The organism is Streptomyces sp. RKAG337 (assembly GCF_023701715.1).
GTDB lineage: Bacteria > Actinomycetota > Actinomycetes > Streptomycetales > Streptomycetaceae > Actinacidiphila.
In genome coordinates this window covers 478,148-498,042 of record NZ_JAJOZA010000001.1, presented here as the reverse complement: position 1 = coordinate 498,042, position 19,895 = coordinate 478,148, and the positions used below count along the sequence as shown (strand labels likewise).

Here is a 19,895-nt window from a genome sequence, read left to right as displayed (position 1 = left end):
CGTGTTCAGGCAACGAATGATCAGCGGGCTGGCGACCTTGGTGGTGCTCGCCGCCGCGGCCACCGCGTGCGGCGGGTCGTCGAAGGACTCCGGCGGCCAGGGCGACACCCTGACCGTCATCTCCCCGAGCGCCCCGGCGAGCCTCGACCCGGCGAAGGCCAACGTCGGTTCCGACAACTGGTTCGTCAACCTGGCCTACGACACCGTGCTGCGGCAGGGGCAGGACGGGAAGACCGGTCCCGCGCTCGCCACCAAGTGGGGGTATGTCGGCACCGGCAACCGGGAGTTCGACTTCACCCTGCGCGACGGGGTGAAGTTCGCCGACGGCACGGCCATGACCGCCCAGACCGTCGCGGCATCACTGAACTACACCCGTAAGAACGGGCTCAACGTCTCCTGGACCTCGGCGATCGACTCCGTCACCGCCACCGGCCCGTTCACCGTGCGGATCCACTGCTCCAGCCCGCACCCCAACGTGCCCCAGCTGCTCAACCAGATCCTGCTCGTCGGCTCGGTGATCAGCCCCGCGGGCCTGGCGAACGCCGGGAAGATGGGCACCCAGTCCTTCGGCGCGGGCCCGTACGTCCTGGACACCGCCCACACGGCCACCGGCGACCACTACACGTACACCCCCAACCCCAACTACTGGGACAAGACGAAGATCCACTGGAAGAAGGTGATCATCAAGATCGTCGCCAACCCCAACTCGGCCCTCCAGGCCGTGAAGACCGGGCAGGCCGACGTCCTGGGCATCACCGCCAACCAGGTCGACACCGCCACCTCGGGTGGCCTCAGCGTGATCCGTTCGCCCAACGCCTTCCTCGGCATCGACCTCGTCGACCGTGACGGAGCCCTCTCCAAGCCCCTCAAGGACGTCCGGGTCCGGCAGGCCCTCAACTACGCGGTGGACCGCGAGAGCATCACCAAGGCCCTCTTCCAGCAGTACGGCCACGCCACCGACCAGATATCCCTCCCCGGCCTGGACGGTTTCGCCGCCGACTACGACAACCACTACTCCTACGACCCGGCGAAGGCCAAGCAGCTGCTCGCCGCCGCGGGATACCCGAACGGGTTCCCGCTGCACATGGAGACCCAGAATTTCTTCGGCATCGACCTGGTCACCCAGGCCGTCGTCCAGCAGTGGAAGCAGATCGGCGTCACCGCCACCGTCACCACGGACACCAGCATCGGCCAGTGGCTGGGCAACGCCACCTCCAAGAAGTTCCCCGCGCTCGGGTTCGGCTACGGCGGCGCCTCCACCTACACGCTGTCGCTGGACTGGATGCTGCCGCACCCCACCGCGTTCAACCCGTTCGCCTCGCAGGACCCCGCACTGACCGCCATGCTGGCCACCGCCGCGGCCGCCCCCCAGGAGCAGCAGCCGGCGCTCTACCAGAACGTCATGCGCAGGGTCGTCGACCAGGCGTGGTTCGTCTCGGTGCTGCGGATCGACGGGATCTACGCCTTCAACAGCAAGAAGCTGAAGGGATTCGCGGTGGCGCCCAGCTACCTTCCCGACCTCGCCTGGGCCACCGCGCCGAAGTAGTACCCGCCCCGGCCTCCTCGCCCTTTCCGCCTCGCGCCTCCCGTCTCCCGCCTGCCCGTTCCGGCCGGCGGGAGACGGGAGGCGCGCTTCGCCGTGGGGCCCGGCGGGCGGCGCACACCTGATCGTCTCTGATCAGTTCGTGCTCCCGTGCGCAGGTCGGCGCAGCGTGGCGGTCCGGTGACCGAGAGGTGGGCGGCAACCCTTGCCAGCAACGGCCAACTGTGCTGATATTCGAACCTGCTTGCAGTGACAGCAGGTGCCCTCCCGAACACGCCGGGGCGAACGGGCGGCGCACGTACGGCGCCCAACGGAACAGCCGTCGGATCAGCTCTGCGGTAGCCAGCCCGGCCGCCCTCCCTCAAACGAGTGCCATGCCACAGGACTTCTTCGAACCGCGTCGGCCGGCCGGGCGGGCGCGGCCACCGGGCACGGCTCCGGGGTCCGAACCGGCACGCCGTGACAACGGCGCCTCCGCGTGGCCCGACGAAGTGATCCTGGCGGCCCCGCCGCCCGCCTCGCCCACACCGGTACGGATGCCCGGCGAGGACGAAGGGCGGTGGGGTCGGGCCCGCCGGCCGGGGCTCCGATCCGCCCTGCGGAAACGATTATGGCTGCCGGGGCCACGTCCCTTCCCCCCGGATTCCGGGGACAGTTCGGCGGGCCGCCGGTTCCTCGTCGGGGCCGCGATGACGACCGCCGTCGCGCTGATCGCCGCGGGCGTCGTGCTCGCCACGGTGAACCGCCAGCCGGACCATGCGCGGCCGCTCTCGGTACCCGTCGCGGGCAAGCCGTCCGGCCCCGCTGACACCGGACCGTCGTCCGGCGTCCGGGCCGAGACGGCCCGGTGGATCATCCGGAACGTCGGCCCCGGCCATGTGGTCGCCTGCGACGCCGCCATGTGCGGATCGCTCGCCGCGCTCGGCTTCCCCGCCTCCTCGACGGTGTGGGTGAAGGACAGCGCGCTGGAGCTGCAGAGCGCGGACGTCGCGGTCCTCACCTCGACACTGCGGACCCGGCTGGGTCCCGCCGTCGGCGCGCTGACCGCCGCTCAGCCGCTCGCCGCGTTCGGCTCCGGCACCCAGACGGTCACGATCCAGCCGGTGGCCCACGCCGGACGGGCCTCCTACGAACGGGCGATGGCCGCCGATCTCACCGACCGCGGACTCGCGGGCCGGGCGCTCGCGGCGAACAGCCGCATCACCTTCGTCGCCGCGGCCCGCGTCCCGCTGGAGCAGGGGCTGGTGGACATGCGGATCTGCGCGCTGCTCGCGACGCTGAGCAGCGGACACACCCTGACCGTCGAGTCCTTCGGGCCGGCCGCGCCCGGAGCGGGCGCCGGCGTCCCCCGCAACGGGGTGGAGATCTCCACCATCGACACGGTCTCCGCCATGGGGTCCGCCGAACCGGCGACCACCCTGCGGGCCCTCGTCGCGGCCCAACAGCCGCCGTACCGCCCGCTGCGGACCGCGAGCCGCGCGGCGCAGGCGGGGTCCCCGGCGGTGCTCACCCTGCTCTACTCCCAGCCGGCGCCGGTCAACCCGCCGAACGGCGCGGCTCCGTGAACCTCATCCGGCGACGCGTACTCGACGACTCGCCTCCGAAGACCCGCCTCCGGCTACGCGTATTCGACGAAGCGCGTCCGACCACCACATCCGACCGTCCATATGCCAGAAAGGCCCCCTCGTATGACGCTTCCCGTCCGCAGACCCGCGGCCGTCCTGCTCTCGGCCGCACTGTGCACCGCCGTGCTGGCCGGTCCCGCCGCCGCGACCGCGAACGCGGCCCCCGCCCAGCCGGGCGGCTGGCTGCGGCTCGCCCACTTCTCGCCGGGCGCTCCGGCCGTGGACGTCTATCTGTATCCGTTCGGCGGCTCGAAGGCCGCGCTGGTGCTGAAGAACGTCGTGTACGGTGACGCCTCGCCGTACGAGACCGTGGCCGGCGGGCAGTACACGGTCGCGATGCGGGTGGCGGGTGCGGCGGCGTCCGTCGCTCCGGTCATCTCCACCACCGTGCGGGTCGAACAGGGGAAGGCCTACACGGTGGCCGGCCTCGGCCCGGGTAGCGCGCTCGAACTGCGGACTCTCGACGACCAGCTCTCCGCGCCGCAGGACCGGGCCGGGATACGGGTGATCCAGGCGTCGCTGAGCCAGCCCTCCGTCGCCGTCCAGGTCGCGGACAACGGACCGAGCCGGCTGCGCTTCCCCACCTCGACCCCGTACAGCACGGTGCGCGCCGGAGCCACCGCAGTGAAGGTCACCGCGGGTTCGGCCAGCACCAGCCGTACGCTGCAGCTCGCGGGCCGCAGCACCCACACCCTGGTGGTGCTCTCCTCGTCGGGCGCCGCACCGAAGCTGCTCGACCTGACCGACTCCAGCGGGCCCGCCACCCAGCCGGGCGGCGGCGTCGAAGCGGGACTCGGCGGTCTCAGCAAGCCCGCCGCCACGGCGACGGGCGCGGGCGGTTCGTCCTCCGGCCTGCCCGCGGTGGCCGGCTGGGCCGCCGCCCTGGTCCTGGGCCTCGGCGCGTTCCTCTTCGCCGCGCGGCGCCTGCGGCGGTCCTGAGCCCCGATGGGACGCCATGCCAGGCCCCGCCCGCCGCACCGGATCGCGCTCGGTTCGCTGGCGCTGCTCGGAGCGGCGTCGGCGGTCGGCGGCGCGGTGGGCCTCGGCCCGCACCTGATGCGCGCCGACGCGCCGGCCGGCGGTGACCGGGCGGTCCGGATGGCTGTCCCGGCGCCCGGTCCCGACCCGGTCGGCACGACGCCGCAGGGACCGCCGCCGGGACCGTCGCCGGCCGTCGCGCCGCGCCCCAGCTCGCTGTCCATCCCGGCCATCCAGGTGCGCACCGCCCTGGAGACCCTCGGACTGTCGCCCACCGGAGCGCTGCAGGTGCCGGTGCGGCCGGAGCGGGCGGGCTGGTTCGACGGCGGCCCCGTCCCCGGACAGGTGGGCCCCGCGGTCGTGGTGGGCCATGTCGACTCCGTCGACGGGCCCGCCGTGTTCGCCCGGCTGTCGTCGCTGCGGCCGGGCGACGTGATCACCGTGGGTCTCGGCGACGGCGGCAGCGTCCGCTTCCGGGTGACCGCGGTCCGCCGGTTCGCGAAGGACCGGTTCCCCACCGCCGAGGTGTACGGGCCGCAGCCGGATGCGCAGCTCCGGCTCATCACCTGTGGCGGAGCCTTCGACGGCCATCACTATCCCGACGACATCGTGGTCTTCGCCCGCCTCGCCGGCACCCCGTAGCCACGCCCTCTGGAAAATAGCTCTGACTACGAGCTAAAATTGCGCTATGACCGCAGCGGAGTTCCCCGACGCCCTCGCGGACGCGCTGGCCGGTGTGCAGCGGCTGATCCGGCGGCGGCTGCGCGGCGGGCTGACCGTCCCACGGCTGCGCGGCGCGCAGGTCGAACTCCTGCAACTGGTCGCGGCCCGTCCCGGCATCCGGGTGTCGGCCGCGGCCAAGGAGCTCTATCTCGCGGGCAATTCGGTCTCCACGCTCGTCAACCAGCTGGTCCGGGACGGCTATCTGCTCCGCGAGACCGACCCGGACGACCGCCGCTCGGCACTGCTGCAGATCACTCCCGCGGCCAGAACGCGGCTGCGCGACTGGAAGTCCCGGCGCGACGCGCTGGTGCGCGAGCAGGTGGCGCAGCTCGACGCGGCCGACCGGGCGGCACTGGAGGCGGCGCTGCCGGCGCTGCGCAGACTCGCCCAGAACCTGCACGAGGAAGCGGAGGGGACATGACCGTCGATTCCGGAACCGCCGGCCAGGAGGCCGTGGATCGGGAGACAGCGGATCAGGAGGCCGTGGATCGGGCGGCCGTGGATCGGGCGGCCGTGGATCGGGCGGCCGTGGATCGGGCGGCGCCCGCTCCCGGTCCCGCCGAACCCGACGCCGTCACCTGCAGCGGGCTGGAGTACGCCTTCGGCGAGACGAAGGCCGTCGACGGCCTCGACCTGTCGGTCCGCGCAGGAGAAGTCTTCGGGCTGCTCGGTCCGAACGGCGCCGGCAAGACCACCGCCATCCGCTGCATCACCACCCTGCTGCCGGTACCGGGCGGCATGGTGCGGGTCTTCGGGCACGACGTCGCCAAGGAGCGGATGGCGGTGCGCCGGCTGCTGGGCTACGTTCCCCAACAGCTGTCCGCCGACTCCGGGCTGACGGGCCGTGAGAACGTGGCGCTCTTCGCCCGGGTCTTCGACGTGTCCCGCCGCGAACGGGCCGCCCGCGTCGGGCAGGCGCTGGCGGCGGTCGACCTCACCGACGCGGCCGACCGACTGGCCAAGACGTACTCCGGTGGCATGATCCGCCGCCTCGAACTCGCCCAGGCCCTGGTCAGCGCGCCGCGGCTGCTGATGCTTGACGAGCCGACGATCGGCCTCGACCCGATCGCCCGCACCAGCGTGTGGGAGCACATCAACGCGGTACGGGCCGCCACGGGCATGACCGTCCTGGTGACCACGCACTACATGGACGAGGCCGACCAGTACTGCGACCGCGTCGCTCTCATGCACCGCGGCCGGATCCGCGCGCTCGGCACGGCCGACGAGCTCAGGTCCGATCTGCGGGACCGCCGCCGGGCATCCGGCGGCGGCGACGCGGCGCCGACGCTGGAGGACGTCTTCCGGGACGTCGCCGGCAGCGGCCTCGACGAGCAGGGAGGAGACTTCCGCGATGTCCGCAGCACCCGCCGCACCGCGTCCCGTGTCGGCTGAGAGCGCGCTCCCCGGCCGGCTGGACCTGCTGCTGGTCCCACCGCGCGCCCGCACCGGCTGGCGGGTGCTGCCCGCCAGGGTCGGCGCGATGTGCGTGGTCGAACTGCAGAAGCTGCGTCACGACCGCACCGAGCTGTACACCCGGGCCATCCAGCCCGCCCTGTGGCTGCTGATCTTCGGTGAGACGTTCACCCGGATCAAGGCCATCCCGACCGGCGGCATCCCCTACATCGACTACCTGGCGCCCGGCATCATCGCCCAGTCCGCGATGTTCATCGCGATCTTCTACGGGATCATGATCATCTGGGAACGCGACGCCGGGATCCTCACCAAACTGCTCGTCACCCCGACCCCGCGATCCGCCCTCATCACCGGCAAGGCGTTCGCGGCCGGGGTGAAGGCGCTGATCCAGGCGGTCGTGGTGATCGTCATCGCCGCCCTGCTCGGGGTGGCGATGACCTGGAACCCGCTGCGCCTGCTCGGGGTGGCCGTGGCGGTGGTCCTCGGCTCGGCCTTCTTCTCCTGCCTGTCGATGACCATCGCGGGCATCGTGCTCACCCGCGACCGGCTGATGGGCATCGGCCAGGCCATCACGATGCCGCTCTTCTTCGGCTCCAGCGCCCTCTACCCGGTGGCGATCATGCCGGGCTGGCTCCAGGTGATCAGCAAGGTCAACCCCCTCAGCTACCAGGTCGACGCGCTCCGCGGGCTCCTCCTCGGCACCCCGTCCCACCTGCTCCTCGACTACGGCGTCCTGATCGTCGCCGCGGCCCTGGGCATCGCGGCGGCCTCGTCCCTCCTGGGCCGCCTCGCCCGCTGACCGCGACGGCTGACGCGGCGCGTTCATCGCCCGGGCGGCAGCGAGGGGTCAGGAGCCCACGGGGTTCACGAAGGTGCCCGGGTGGGTGGCGCCGTCCTGGCGGACGATCGAGCCGCCCCAGGGCCACTTCAGCGCGAACTGGGTCTTCTCGTCCGGTGGCGTGATGCGGACCAGGGCCGGCTGGAAGGACTCGGCGGCGGGGGCGGTCGTGGGGAGGATGGTGATGGAGAAGTTCGTGGTGTCCGAGGGCTTGAGCAGGATCTTGGTGGGCGTCGTCGAGGAGCGGATCAGTGACCAGGTGCCGTCGGTCGCGCGGTCGCCGACGATGTCGACACCGGGGAAGCCGATGAGCGAACAGGTGTGGCGGCTGATGTTGGTGAAATAGACCGAGGCCCGGGTCTGGCCCGTCGAGCTCATGTCCGGGGCCGCGCCGCCGCCGGCGGCGAAGCCCGCCTTGAGGTCGCCGGTGTGGCAGCGGGCGATGGACGCGAGATCGACGACCGTGGACGTACCGGAGGTGGACGTATCGGCGTTCGGCAGGCCGCCGTCGGACGACGGGGGTCCGCCGGTCGCATCGTTGCCGCTGCTCTTGGCGCCGTCGGTGGCGCTGCCGCTCCCGGCGGAGGGGGTCGCCTTCGGAGCGCCCGTGGTCGGGACGGGGGCCGGGGTGCTCGGGGCGTGGTTGGGGCGTCCGCTGGATCGCGCGCCGTCCGCCGAGGTCTGGCACGCGACGGCGCCGGTGCTCAGTGCGGCGATGGCGAGTATCGCGGCCCCGTGGCGGGGCAGGCGATTCAGCATGGCGGTCATGGGTACCCGACTCTCTGCGTGCGGTGGCGCGACGATCTCTGTGCGTTCACGCGCGGAACCCGGGCCACGGTTCCAGCGGACCGCCACCGGCCGCGGGATCGCCGTACCGGTCAGGGCGCGGGTCGGCCGGAAGCGGCTGTTCCGTACCGGGCCGGCAACGCGGAACGCTCAGCGCAACTGCTGGACGCGCAGGGCCAGTTCCATCTCGAAGCGGGCGTCGGGGTCCTGGAGCCGGTCGCCGAACAGTTCGTCGAGCTGGCGCAGCCGGTAGCGGACGGTCTGCGGGTGGATGCCGAGCCGGGCGGCCACCTCGTTGGCGTTGCGGCTGCACTGCAGCCAGCAGAGCAGGGTGTCGGCGAGGCGGGCCCGGTACGGCGGGCGCATCCGTTCCAGCGGGCCGAGATGGCGTTCGGCGAGGGCGTCCACCAGGGCCTCGTCCTGGAAGAGCAGCATGGTGGCGAGGTTCTCGGAGCAGCGCACGACCTCGTCGCCCGGCAGGACGTCGCGCCGTGCCAGGGTCAGCGCGTCCATCGCCCAGCGCAGCGACCGGGCGCCCTCGGTCAGTTGGACGGTGGGGCCGAGTGCGGCGCGGTGGCCGTGCAGCGCCGAGTCGACGGCGCGGGTGCGCCCGGGACCGCCCGGGTCGGGGACGACGATGCAGCCGGGCCGCTGGTCGAAGCGGGCCAGGAAGTCCGGCGGCAGGATCGGGTAGAGGGTGTCGCGTTCCCAGTGGTGGTCCACGACGACCACGGCGAGGGAGGTGGGGACCGGCCAGTGAGCGGCGTGGGCGAGATCGCGGATGGCCTCCTCGGTGGGGGGCTGTTCGGCGATCAGCATGTCGAACAGCCGCAGCCGGCGGCGTTGCAGCTCACCCGCCAGATGTAACTGGGCCTCGGCGTACCCGGCGGAGGTGGCCGTGGCGATCTCGTCGATATGGACCAGCGCGGCCTCGCCCAGCAGGCCGAGGACCTCACGCGGCAGGACGTCGGCGTCGGCGAGGCTGACGATGCGGCGCCAGGAGATCCGGGCGCCGATGCGGAGCGCGCCCTGGAAGGAGTCGAGGCTGCGGCCCTCCCTGGCCTCGCCGCGGCCGATGCCGCGGTAGATGTTGATGACTTCCTGCGCGCTGATGCCCGGGGTGGAGAGGCGGTCCAGCAGGAGGTTCAGACCTAATTCCACGCCGGTGTGGATGGTTTTCGTGTAGGTGTCGTTCGTCGGGCGGTCGTACTCGGGAATCTCGGCCTGGATGGCTGCGACCACCTCCTTCCGGATCGCGTCGAGGAAGGGCCGGAGATGGTGGGCGAGCTCCGGGGGGATCCGGCTGAACGGCTCATCTGCCAGTTCTTGGGTCTGTCGCACCGTGGCGGAGTTCCTTCCGCTTATTGGTTCGATTGCTTGCGACGGTACTCCCCGGACGTCGCTGCCCGCCACGGTGCCTGACGGAGCATCAGATTCTGATGTCTTGTCACTTGAGTGACAACGAGTCCCCGACGAGGTGGCCTTCCGGCACAGCCGGTGTCCGCCGGCGGAGGGCGAGGAACGTTACCAGGGCGCCGCACAGCACACAGCCGGCCGCGAGTCGCAGGCCGGACGCGTAGCCGTGGAGGAACGCGGTACGCGGATCGGAACCGGCGGCGAGTTCCGCGCTCCGGGTGTGCGTCAGGACAACGCCGACCAGGGCGATGCCGAAGACCCCGGAGATCTCCCGGGCCGCGCTGACCACCCCGGACGCCATGCCGTTGTGGGAGGCCGGCACCGACGCGAGGGAGCGGACCGTCAGCGGTGTGGTGAGGGCGGAGCCCGCGCCGATCAGCAACAGCCCCGGCTGCAGGCCGAGCCAGCTCGTCCGCAGACCGGTCGCGGACACCTGCACCAGCCCCCACGCCACCAGCACCAGTCCGGCCGCGATCACCCGGTGCGCGCCCCAGGCCGCGCAGAGCCGTTCCGCGAACGGCGTCAGCGCCAGCAGCGCGAGCGCCAGCGGCAGGAAGGCTAGACCGGCCCTGGTCGCGGAGAACCCGAGCACCTGCTGCAGATACAGCGTGGTGAAGAAGAACACGCCGTTGACGCCGATGCCCCAGAGCACCTGCGCGGCCGTGCCGCCGCTGAGGAGACGGTCCCGGAAGAGGCCCAGTTCGAGCAGCGGCGCCGCCCTGCGGATCTCCAGGGCCACGAACAACCGGCCCGTCAGCGCCGCCGCGAACAGACACTGGGGCACCGGCCAGCGGGTGAACCCGTGTGCCCCGCCCTCCAGCAGTCCGTAGGCCAGCAGATACAGCGCCGCACTCGACAACACGACCCCGGGCCCGTCGAGTCGGCGCAGCGCGGACGGGCCCGGGCGGCGTACGCCCGCCGGTACCGCGCCGGCCAGCAGCAGCCCCAGGACGCCGAAGGGCACGTTCAGGAAGAACACCCACCGCCAGCCCCAGCGCTCGGTGATGAAACCGCCGAGCACCGGCCCCAGGGCCAGGGCGACCGCCAGCGCCCCGGTCCACAGCCCGACCGCGAGCGAACGGCGCGCCGCGGGCAGGTGGCCGGTGATCACCGCCAGCGTCGCGGGGATCACCAGCGCGGCCCCGGCGCCCTGCACGGTCCTGGCCGCGATCAGTGTCGGGCCGTTCGCCGCGAGGCCGCCCGCCACCGAGGCGGCCGTGAAGACCGTCAGCCCCGCGATCAGCACCGGGCGGCAGGACAGCAGGTCGGCGAGCCGGCCGCCGGCCAGCAGCAGCGCGCCGAAGCTCAGTACGTAACTGGTGCCCACCCACTCCAGATCCGGCAGATCGAGGCCCAACGCCCGTTGCACGGAGGGCAGTGCGACGTTGACGACGGTGTTGTCCAGCGTCGTGATGAACCCGGTCACCGCGATCCCCAGCATGATCGGCAGCGTCCTGACCCGGTCCACCGGCGGCTCCTCTCCCGGGGTCAGGGGCAACCGGACCTGGCGGGTCCTGTGCTCGGGGCCGTCCGACCCTAACCACCGCACCCGCCGTTCGGCTTGTCATCGGAGTGACAGAAGGCGGACGGGTGGCTGTCACCCCCCGCTCTAGTGGCCCGGCACCCGGAAGCGGAACCTGTTGCCCCCATGACGCTCCAGAATTCCGGATCCCCCCTCCGGGAAGGAGAGCCGCGCATGACCCGTTTCGCCGAGTTCGAGTCCCGTCGCGCCCAGGTTCTGCGAGGAGGCTCACCAGCGGCCGTGGAGCGCCAGCACAGCCGCGGCCGGCTCACCGCACGGGAGCGCATCGACCTGCTGCTCGACCCCGGCTCCTTCACCGAGACCGACGCCTTCGTCCGGCACCGCTGCACCGCCTACGGCATGGACGCCTCCCGCCCCGACGGCGACGGGGTCGTCACCGGCCACGGCACCGTCGACGACCGCCCGGTCGCGGTGTTCGCGCAGGACGCCACCGTGTTCGGCGGAAGCATGGGGGAGGCCTTCGGCGAGAAGGTCCTCAAGATCATGGACCACGCGCTGAAGGTCGGCTGCCCCGTGATCGGCCTCAACGACTCGGGCGGCGCGCGCATCCAGGAGGGGGTCGTCGCCCTCGCCCACTACGCGGAACTCGTCCACCGCAACGTCATGGTCTCCGGGGTGATCCCCCAACTGTCCATGATCCTCGGCCCGTGCGCGGGCGGCGCCGCGTACTCGCCGGCGCTCACCGACTTCACCGTCATGGTGCAGGACATCTCCCACATGTTCGTCACCGGCCCCGACGTCATCCACTCGGTGACGGGGGAGGAGACCACGGCCGAGGAACTGGGCGGCGCCCGCACCAGCTCCGCCGTCAACGGCACCGCCCACTACCTCGCCCACGACGAGGCGGACGCCTTCGACTTCGTGCGCGGGCTGCTCTCCTACCTGCCCGCCAACAACCGTGAGGCACCACCGCGCTACCGGCAGCACTCCGACCCCGGCATCACCGCGACGGACCGGGAGCTCGACGAGATCGTCCCCGCCAACCTCGGGCACGCCTACGACATGCGGGAGATCCTGCGGCGCGTCGTGGACGACGGCGAACTGCTGGAGATCCAGGAACTGTTCGCGCCGAACATCATCTGCGCCTTCGGCCGGGTCGAGGGCTCGTCGGTGGGCATCGTCGCCAACCAGCCGCTGCACTCCGCCGGCGCCCTGGACATCAACGCCTCCGAGAAGGCCGCCAGGTTCGTGCGGTTCTGCGACGCCTTCGGCATCCCGATCCTCTCGTTCGTGGACGTGCCCGGCTACCTCTCCGGCGTGCGGCTGGAGCACGAGGGCATCGTCCGCCGGGGCGCCAAGCTGCTGTACGCGTACGCCGAGGCCACCGTGCCCGCCATCACCGTCGTCGTCCGCAAGGCCTACGGCGGCGGCTACGCCGTCATGGGGTCCAAGCACCTCGGCGCCGATCTCAACCTGGCCTGGCCGACCGCGCAGATCGCCGTCATGGGAGCGCAGGGCGCGGTCGCCGTCCTGCACCGCAAGGAACTGCGCGACGCCGAGGACCCGGAGCTGCTGCGCAAACAGCTCACCGCCGAGTACGAGAACGAGTACGCCACCCCGTACCTGGCCGCGGAGCGCGGCTACCTCGACGCCGTCATCCTCCCGCACGAGACCCGCGGCCGGATCGTCCGCGGACTGCGGTCGCTGCACGGAAAATACCGGCCCGCACCGCAGCGCCAGCACGGCAACATCCCCCTCTGAACGACCCGTCCCCCGGTACCGCGGATCCCCCCACCGGTCCCACGGAACCATCTCCTCCGAGAGCGGCCCCCCTCGCGCCCCCACCCCTCTGGAGTCCCATGCCCCCCGCCCGCCCTCTCCCGCCGACCGAGTCCCCGCTGACCGAGTCCCTGCGCCGCTGGTCCACCGAGCGCGGCGCCCAGCGGGCCTTCACCTTCGTCGACTTCCCCACCCCGGACTCACCGGGCCGGCACCGCAGCCTGACCTGGAAACGGCTCGACCAGCAGGCCCGCACGATCGCCTGGCGGCTGCGGGCCGACGTGGGCCCCGGCGAGCGGGCCGCGCTGATGCTGCCCCAGGGCCTGGGCTACGTGGCGGCCTTCCTCGGCTGCCTCTACGCGGGAGTGATCGCCGTCCCGCTGTTCAGCCCGGACCTGCCGGGGCACGCGGGCCGGCTCGCCGCCGTGCTCGACGACTGCGAACCGTCCTGCATCGTGACCGACACCCCGACCGCCCCCGCCATCGCGGCGTTCGCCGCCGAGCACGGGATCCCGCACCTCCCGGTCGTCCGCATCGACCGGCCGGCCGGTGCGGGCCCGCTCACCGACGCGTCCCCCGATCCGGACCGGCCGTTGCCGGTACCCGAGCTGGACGACATCGCCTACCTCCAGTACACCTCGGGCTCCACCCGGGTCCCCGCAGGCGTGATGATCAGCCACGGCAACGTCGTCGCCAACGCCCGGCAGGCCGTCGTCGCGTTCGGCGTGACGGCGGACGGCAGCACCAGCGTCGGCTGGCTGCCGCTCTTCCACGACATGGGCCTGGTGCTGAGCATCGCCGCGCCCGTACTGGCCGGCATGTCCTCGGTCCTGATGGACCCGGCCTCCTTCCTGGAACAGCCAGTGCGCTGGCTGCGGCTGCTCGGCGCGTACCCGGGCACCATCAGCGCCGCCCCCAACTTCGCCTACGACTACTGCGCCACCCGCATCGACGAGGAACAGGCGGCGCCCCTGCGGCTCGACCGCGTCCGCGTCATGATCAACGGCAGTGAACCCGTACGGCAGGGCACGGTGGAACGCTTCCAGCGCGCCTTCGCCCACACCGGACTGGCGCCGGAGGCGCACTGCCCCTCGTACGGTTTGGCCGAGGCCACCGTCTTCGTCACCACGGAACCACCGGCGGACCTGCCCCGGACGCTGGTCTGCGACCGCGAGTCACTCGCGGCGGGGCACATCCGGCCGTGCGCGGACGACGACGCCCTGGCGACCGTACTCGTCGGCTGCGGAACCCCGGTGGGACAGGAGCTGCGCATCACGGACCCGGTGACGGGCCTGGTGCTGCCCGAGGACCGGATCGGTGAGATCCGGTTGCGCGGCCCCAACATCGGCCTGGGCTACTGGAAGCGGACCGGCCGCTCGCAGGCGTCCTTCGCCTCCCGGATCCCCGGTGAACGGGGCGACTGGCTGCGTACCGGCGACCTCGGGGCGCTGTACGAGGGCCGGCTCCAGGTCACCGGGCGGCTGAAGGACCTGCTGATCGTGGACGGCCGCAACCATTACCCGCAGGACCTGGAGGAGACCGTCCAGTCCTCGCTGGACTGCGTACGGCGCGACCGGCTCGCCCTGTTCACCGTGACCGGCGACGGCCGGCCCGACGAGGTGGTCGCCGTCGCCGAGCACGCCCGAGACCTCGACGTCACCGCCGAGTTGTGCGCGGCGGCGGAGCGCGCCGCCCGCGCCCGGGTCTCCGCCCGGCACGGGGTACGGCTGGCCCGGCTGCTCCTCGTACCGCCCGGCGCGGTGCCGCGCACCTCCAGCGGGAAGGTCTCCCGCTCCGCCTGCCGCGAGCGCTATCTGGCGGGCGAGTACGAGGGGGAGGCGGCGGCAGGTGAGTGACGGCGCCGGTGGCGCGGGGGAGTCCGGCATCGCCGGGGAACTCCGCCGCGCGATCGTCTCGCGGCTCTCCGAGTGGTACGGGCTCGACCCGGCCGGCATCGACGACGACCGGCCGTTCGCGGAACTCGGCATCACTTCACGGGACGCCATCGCCCTCACCGCCGAACTGCGCGCGCTCACCGCCGTTCACCTGCCCGCGACCCTGCTGTGGGAGGCGCCGACGCTGGGTCGGCTGCTGTCGGTGGTCGAAGCCGCGGTCGGGGACTCGGTCGGAGACTCGGTCGGAGACGAGGAGAAGGCCGGCCTCCCGGCGCCGAGTCCGCGTGCCGCCCCGGCACAGCCGACGGGCGGCGCGTCGAGTGCGGTCGCCGTCGCCGTCGCCGTCGCCGTCGCCGTCGTCGGCATCGGCTGCCGGCTCCCGGGCGGCATCACCTCCCCGGCCGGCTTCTGGGAGCTGCTCAGCGGCGGCGGCAACGCCGTGGGCACGCTTCCCGACGGGCGGTGGGCCCCGTTCCTCCCCGACGGCGCGCCGCCCGAGGGCATCAGCCGGCATGGCGCGTTCCTGTCCGATGTCGCGGGGTTCGACGCCGAGTTCTTCGGCATCTCGCCGCACGAGGCCACCCTCATGGACCCGCAGCAGCGGCTGCTGCTGGAAGTGGCCCGGGAGAGCCTCGACCACGCCGCCGTCCCCGCGCCCGGCCTGGCCGGGACCCGCACCGGCGTGTTCATCGGGATCAGCGGCAACGAGTACGCCCAGCTCACCACCGCCGATCTGGACGCGGTCGACGCGTGGACCCCGCCGGGCGCCGCCCTGAGCATCGCCGCGAACCGCCTCTCGTACGCGCTGGACCTGCGCGGTCCCAGCCTCGCCCTGGACACCGCCTGCTCCTCGTCGCTGGTCGCCGTGCACCACGCCGTCCGCAGCCTGGTGTCCGGTGAGACCGACACGGCCCTCGCCGGCGGTGTGAACCTGCTGCTGTCGCCCGCGCTGACCCTGGCCTTCCAGCGCGCGGGGGCGCTCGCGCCCGACGGACGGTGCAAGACCTTCGACGCCGCGGCCGACGGCATGGTGCGCGGCGAGGGCTGCGCGGTCGTCGTCCTCCGGCGGCTGGCGGACGCCGAGCGGGACGGGAACCGCGTCCTCGCCGTCATCCGGTCGACCGCCGTCAACTCCGACGGCCGCTCCAACGGGCTGCTGGCCCCCAACCCCGAGGCCCAGCGCGCCCTGCTGGAGCAGGCTCACGCCGGTGCGGGCACCGAACTCGACTACGTCGAGGCGCACGGTACCGGCACCGCGCTCGGCGACCCGATCGAGGCACACGCCCTGGGGGCGGTGCTGGGCCGGGGCCGCGAACCCGACCAACCGCTGCTCATCGGCTCGGCGAAGACCAACGTCGGCCATCTGGAGGCCGCGGCCGGCATCACCGGGCTGGTCAAGACGGTGCTGGCGCTGCACCACGACGAACTCCCGGCGCACCTCAACTTCGGCACCCCCAACCCGCTCATCGACTTCGACGCGCTGGGTCTGCGGGTCGTCGACTCCCCGGAGCCCTGGCCGCGTTACTCGGGCCGGGCCACCGCGGGCGTCTCCGCCTTCGGGTTCGGCGGCACCAACGCGCATGTCGTGCTGGAGGAGTACCGGCCCGCGCCGAGGAAGGCGCCGACGCCCGGGGGAGCGCCGGCCATCACCGTCCTGGACGCCCTCTCCGCCGCTCGGCTGCGCGAGGACGCGGCGGGGCTGAGCCGCTGGCTCGCGTCGCCCGCGGCCCGTGGGGTCAGGATCGAGGACGTCGCCCGAACGCTGCACGGCCGCACCGGCCGCGGCCGGTACCGCGCGGCCGTGGTCGCGGGCAGCATCGAGGCCGCCGCGGCGGCGTTCGCCTGCCTCGCCGAGGGCCGGCCCCATCCGGCGGTCGTCACCGGCGGCCCGGCCACCGAAACCGCCAGCCCCGTCTGGGTGTTCTCCGGCTACGGCTCCCAGTGGCCGGGCATGGCCCGCCGACTGCTCGCGGCGGAACCCGCGTTCGCCGAGGCGGTGGACCGGCTGGAACCCCTGCTGCTCGAGCACGCGGGCCTCTCGCTGCGCGCGCGACTGGCACCGGACGCGGAGCTGTCGTCCCCGTCGGTCGTCCAACCGGTGCTGTACGGGCTCCAGGTCGCCCTGGCCGGGCTCTGGCGCGCGTACGGGATCGAACCGGCGGCCGTCATCGGCCACTCGATGGGCGAGGTCGCCGCCGCCGTGGTCGCCGGTGCGCTCGACGCCGGGACCGGGGCCCGCGTCATCGCGACCCGCTCCCGACTGCTGGACGGGCTGTCGGGCGGGGCGATGGCCGTGGTGGAACTCTCCGCCGCGCAGGTACGGGCGCACACCGGAACGTGGCCCAGTCTGCTGGTCGCCGTGCACTCCTCGCCCGGCCAGAGCGTCGTCACCGGCACGGCGGACGACATCGGCGGGCTGATCCGACGGGTGGAGCGGGACGGCGGGCTCGCCCGATCGCTGGGGGTCGCCGCTGCCGGTCACTCCCCGCAGGTCGACCCGCTGCTCGGCCCGCTGGCCGGAGAACTCGGCGAGGTGACGCACCTGCCGCCCGGCGTTCCCTTCTACAGCACCGTCCTGGACTCGCCCCGCGAACTGCCGGTCTTCGACACGGGGTACTGGGTGGCCGGGCTGCGCCGACCCGTGCGCTTCGCGCAGGCGGTCGCCGCCGCGGCGGCGGACGGGCACCGGCTGTTCGTCGAGGTCTCCCCGCACCCCACGCAACTGCATCCGCTCGCCGAGACGCTGAGCGCCGCGGATGCCGCTCCGGATGCCGCCTCGGGTGCCGTTTCGGGTGCCGGGGACGCCGCGCTGTTCCCGACCCTGCGCCGGAACACCGACGACGCCTTCTCGTTCCGGCACAGCCTGGCGGCGCAGCTGGTCCGCGGCGTGGCCGTCGACCCCGGGGCGCTGCACGGGGGCGGCCGGATCGTCGACGTACCGAGCGCGGGCTGGCGGCACCGTCCCTACTGGGTGAAGGGGCGGCTGGCGGCACAGCGGCAGGAGCCCGATCCGGTACCGCTGCCGACGCCCGGCACCGCCCAGCCGGCGGACCGGCCCCGGACCGTCATCGACCGGCTGCGGGAGCATGTCGCCCAGGTCATGGGATACGCGCCGGAACACATCGACCCCGGCACGCCGCTCACCGAACTCGGCCTCGACTCCCTCATGGCCACCCGCATCCTGGCCGCCGTCCAGCGCGACTTCGGCACGGTCGTCGAGCCGCGCGTGCTGCTGCGCAACGGCACCGTCGCCGCGCTCGCCGCGTGGCTGACGGAGTCGGTCGACGACAGTACGACCCCCACCTTCACGGGTGTGCTTCCCCGGGACGCCGCCGAGCGGCTGGTCTCCCGGGCCTGGCAGAGCGTCGCCGGCGGCCGGCCGCCCGGCGCCGAGGACGACCTCGGCCTGCGGGAGCTGCCCCGGGAGCGGTTGGCGGAGCTGGCCCGGGAGCTGTCGGAGCGCGCCGGTTGGGAGGTGCCGGCGAGTGACCTGCTGACCGGGCCCTCCACCGTCGCCGCCGTCGCCGGTCTGCTGCGCCCGCGTCTGGAGGCACCGGTCAGCGGTCCGCTCCGCGTCCTGCGGGCCGGCGGGAGCCGGCCGCCGCTCTTCCTGATCCATCCCGCGGGCGGCTCCACCGCCGTCTACCGCGCCCTCGCCCAGCGACTCGGCGACGATCAACCCTGCTACGGACTGGAGCGGCTGCCCGGACCCGACACCGTGCACGAGCGGGCGGCGGCGTACGCGCGGGTCGTCCGCGAGACCTGCCCGCGCGGGCCGTGGCTGCTCGGCGGCTGGTCCTACGGCGGGGTGGTGGCCCAGGAGACGGCACGGCTGCTGGTCGGCGACGGCGACGGAACCGTGCCCGCGCTGATCCTGATCGACAGCGTGCTGCCGCTGCCTGCCCCCGAGCTGTCGCCTCCGGAGAAGGCCCGCCGCCGCTTCGCGGACTTCGCCGCGTACGTCGAGCGCACCTACGGCAGCCCGCTGCCGCTGCCCTACGACGAACTCGCGACGCTCGACGACGCCGGACAGATCGAGCTGGTCGTCAAGGCCCTGGAGCAGGCGGCGGATCTGCCAGCGGCCGTGCTGGAACACCAGCGGACCTCGTATCTGGACCTGCGCAGCGGGGAACGGCACACACCGCGCCCGTACGCCGGCCGGACGCTGCTCTACCGCGCCACACGGAGTGCGCCGCACACCGTCCAGGACGCGCGCTACACCCGTACCGACGAGGCGCTCGGCTGGGACGGGACCTGCACCGACCTCTCCGTCGCGCCGATCGAGGGAGACCACCTCTCCCTGCTCGATCCGCCCGCGGTCGACGACCTCGCCGCGCTGCTCACCCGCGATCTCAACCCACCCACGACAAGAGGGATCTGATGCACACACAGCGCCGTCGCCGTACGTCCCGCGCCGCCGTCACCGGAGCGGCCATGCTCGCGGCGACCGCCGCGCTGACCCTCGGCCCCACCGCTCTCGCCCCCGCCGCCGCTGCCTCCACGACGGTGGCCGCTCCGGCCCGCACCGCCCTGGACGGGGCCGGCATCGTCTCCGAGAACTGGATCGACGGCCGCACCGTCGATCTGCAGATCAACTCCCCGGCGATCCGCGGCACCGTCGCGACCCGGCTGCTGCTGCCCGCCGACTGGTCCGCCCAGGCCACCCGCACCTGGCCGGTGCTCTATCTGCTCCAGGGCGCGCACGACGACTACACCTCGTGGACCCGCGAGACCGACATCGAGCAGTTCACCGCGGACAAGGAGGTCATCGTCGCCATGCCGTCGTCGGGGCCCACCGGTATCCCCAGCAGCTGGTGGAACTTCGGCTCGGGTGCTCCGGACTACGAGACCTTCCAGGTCACGGAGTTGATGCAGCTGCTGCAGCAGAACTACCGGGCCGGGACGACACGGGCCATCGGCGGGGTGTCCACCGGGGGTTGGGGCGCGATCGCGTTCGCCGCCCGGCACCCCGGAACGTTCAAGGCGGCGGCCTCGTACAGCGGTGTCCTGCACACGACGATGCCGGGCATGCCGATCATCGTCGAGGCGATCGTAGGCCGTGAAGGGCTTCTCCCGTGGGCGCTGTGGGGCTCCCCGATCTTCCAGAGCCCGCTGTGGAACGCCCAGAACCCCTACGCCCTGGCATCGAAGCTGACCGGCACCAGCCTCTACCTGTCCTCCGGCACCGGTGTCGTCGGCGGGAACGGGGAGCTGAGCGCCGAGGCCCTGGAGACCACCCTGTGGCCCGCCTCCCAGAGCTTCGCCGCCCGGCTGCAGCAGCTCGGCATCCCCGCCCAGACCCACTTCTACCTCGGCGGCACCCACAGCTGGACCTACTGGCGCAACGAGTACAAGACGTCCTGGCCGCTCCTCTCGCAGGCCCTGGGGCTGTGAACGGCTGACCGCCCGACCCGGA

14 protein-coding genes are annotated in these 19,895 nt (G+C 73.0%); 11 read left to right on the top strand and 3 right to left on the bottom strand.

Going from position 1 to position 19,895, the window contains the following annotated elements; genetic code table 11:
• Position 1 precedes the first annotated feature (1 nt).
• The 7 genes from LNW73_RS02160 (at position 2) to LNW73_RS02130 (ending at position 7,081) form a co-directional block, all read left to right on the top strand.
• On the top strand, positions 2-1,546 hold the full coding sequence (locus LNW73_RS02160) for an ABC transporter substrate-binding protein (protein WP_250988627.1): 1,545 nt from the start codon (positions 2-4) through the stop codon (positions 1,544-1,546).
• Between the two features lie 686 nt (positions 1,547-2,232).
• Complete coding sequence (locus LNW73_RS02155) at positions 2,233-3,108, top strand: hypothetical protein (RefSeq protein WP_250988626.1); 876 nt, start codon at positions 2,233-2,235, stop codon at positions 3,106-3,108.
• Between the two features lie 123 nt (positions 3,109-3,231).
• The gene (locus LNW73_RS02150) at positions 3,232-4,107 is read left to right on the top strand and encodes a DUF4397 domain-containing protein (protein ID WP_250988625.1); all 876 of its coding nucleotides are present in this window, start codon (positions 3,232-3,234) and stop codon (positions 4,105-4,107) included.
• Between the two features lie 6 nt (positions 4,108-4,113).
• Complete coding sequence (locus tag LNW73_RS02145) at positions 4,114-4,788, top strand: class F sortase (protein WP_250988624.1); 675 nt, start codon at positions 4,114-4,116, stop codon at positions 4,786-4,788.
• A gap of 46 nt (positions 4,789-4,834) precedes the next feature.
• Complete coding sequence (locus LNW73_RS02140) at positions 4,835-5,290, top strand: MarR family winged helix-turn-helix transcriptional regulator (RefSeq protein WP_250988623.1); 456 nt, start codon at positions 4,835-4,837, stop codon at positions 5,288-5,290.
• Complete coding sequence (locus LNW73_RS02135; RefSeq protein ID WP_250988622.1) at positions 5,287-6,261, top strand: ATP-binding cassette domain-containing protein; 975 nt, start codon at positions 5,287-5,289, stop codon at positions 6,259-6,261. Before LNW73_RS02140 ends, LNW73_RS02135 begins: the two co-directional genes overlap by 4 nt.
• Positions 6,221-7,081 carry an ABC transporter permease gene (locus LNW73_RS02130; RefSeq protein ID WP_250979001.1) on the top strand — a complete coding sequence of 287 codons (861 nt, stop codon included), beginning with the start codon at positions 6,221-6,223 and terminating at the stop codon, positions 7,079-7,081. Before LNW73_RS02135 ends, LNW73_RS02130 begins: the two co-directional genes overlap by 41 nt.
• Positions 7,082-7,129: 48 nt before the next feature.
• Here the strand turns inward: LNW73_RS02130 and LNW73_RS02125 are convergent, their stop codons facing one another.
• From LNW73_RS02125 to LNW73_RS02115, 3 genes are all read right to left on the bottom strand, one after another.
• Positions 7,130-7,879 (bottom strand): DUF4232 domain-containing protein, encoded by a 750-nt coding sequence (locus LNW73_RS02125; protein WP_250988621.1) that lies wholly within the window; start codon positions 7,877-7,879, stop codon positions 7,130-7,132.
• 177 nt (positions 7,880-8,056) lie between these two features.
• The gene (locus tag LNW73_RS02120; RefSeq protein ID WP_250988620.1) at positions 8,057-9,247 is read right to left on the bottom strand and encodes a PucR family transcriptional regulator; all 1,191 of its coding nucleotides are present in this window, start codon (positions 9,245-9,247) and stop codon (positions 8,057-8,059) included.
• A 106-nt stretch (positions 9,248-9,353) separates the two neighbouring features.
• On the bottom strand, positions 9,354-10,790 hold the full coding sequence (locus tag LNW73_RS02115; RefSeq protein ID WP_250988619.1) for an MFS transporter: 1,437 nt from the start codon (positions 10,788-10,790) through the stop codon (positions 9,354-9,356).
• A gap of 228 nt (positions 10,791-11,018) precedes the next feature.
• Between LNW73_RS02115 and LNW73_RS02110 the strand changes: the two genes are divergently transcribed.
• The 4 genes from LNW73_RS02110 (at position 11,019) to LNW73_RS02095 (ending at position 19,873) form a co-directional block, all read left to right on the top strand.
• Positions 11,019-12,566, top strand: a complete 1,548-nt coding sequence (locus LNW73_RS02110) for an acyl-CoA carboxylase subunit beta (protein ID WP_250988618.1) — start codon at positions 11,019-11,021, stop codon at positions 12,564-12,566.
• Between the two features lie 98 nt (positions 12,567-12,664).
• Positions 12,665-14,440: a fatty acyl-AMP ligase gene (locus LNW73_RS02105; RefSeq protein ID WP_250988617.1), complete on the top strand. Its 1,776-nt coding sequence runs from the start codon at positions 12,665-12,667 to the stop codon at positions 14,438-14,440.
• Positions 14,433-18,860, top strand: coding sequence for a type I polyketide synthase (locus LNW73_RS02100; protein WP_250988616.1), 4,428 nt, complete (start codon positions 14,433-14,435; stop codon positions 18,858-18,860). The genes LNW73_RS02105 and LNW73_RS02100 overlap by 8 nt, the downstream gene beginning before the upstream one ends.
• Entirely contained in the window at positions 18,860-19,873 is a 1,014-nt protein-coding gene (locus LNW73_RS02095; RefSeq protein ID WP_250988615.1) for an alpha/beta hydrolase, read from the top strand. Before LNW73_RS02100 ends, LNW73_RS02095 begins: the two co-directional genes overlap by 1 nt.
• Positions 19,874-19,895: the final 22 nt, after the last annotated feature.

What these genes read in the sequence shown, in the direction of transcription:
- LNW73_RS02150 (WP_250988625.1), top strand. Translation starts at nt 3,232, where the DNA reads ATGACGCTTCCCGTCCGCAGACCCGCGGCCGTCCTGCTCTCGGCCGCA.
- LNW73_RS02110 (WP_250988618.1), top strand. Translation starts at nt 11,019, where the DNA reads ATGACCCGTTTCGCCGAGTTCGAGTCCCGTCGCGCCCAGGTTCTGCGA.
- LNW73_RS02155 (WP_250988626.1), top strand. Translation starts at nt 2,233, where the DNA reads ATGACGACCGCCGTCGCGCTGATCGCCGCGGGCGTCGTGCTCGCCACG.
- LNW73_RS02105 (WP_250988617.1), top strand. Translation starts at nt 12,665, where the DNA reads ATGCCCCCCGCCCGCCCTCTCCCGCCGACCGAGTCCCCGCTGACCGAG.
- LNW73_RS02095 (WP_250988615.1), top strand. Translation starts at nt 18,860, where the DNA reads ATGCACACACAGCGCCGTCGCCGTACGTCCCGCGCCGCCGTCACCGGA.
- LNW73_RS02125 (WP_250988621.1), bottom strand. Translation starts at nt 7,879, where the DNA reads ATGCTGAATCGCCTGCCCCGCCACGGGGCCGCGATACTCGCCATCGCC.
- LNW73_RS02135 (WP_250988622.1), top strand. Translation starts at nt 5,287, where the DNA reads ATGACCGTCGATTCCGGAACCGCCGGCCAGGAGGCCGTGGATCGGGAG.
- LNW73_RS02130 (WP_250979001.1), top strand. Translation starts at nt 6,221, where the DNA reads ATGTCCGCAGCACCCGCCGCACCGCGTCCCGTGTCGGCTGAGAGCGCG.
- LNW73_RS02140 (WP_250988623.1), top strand. Translation starts at nt 4,835, where the DNA reads ATGACCGCAGCGGAGTTCCCCGACGCCCTCGCGGACGCGCTGGCCGGT.
- LNW73_RS02145 (WP_250988624.1), top strand. Translation starts at nt 4,114, where the DNA reads ATGGGACGCCATGCCAGGCCCCGCCCGCCGCACCGGATCGCGCTCGGT.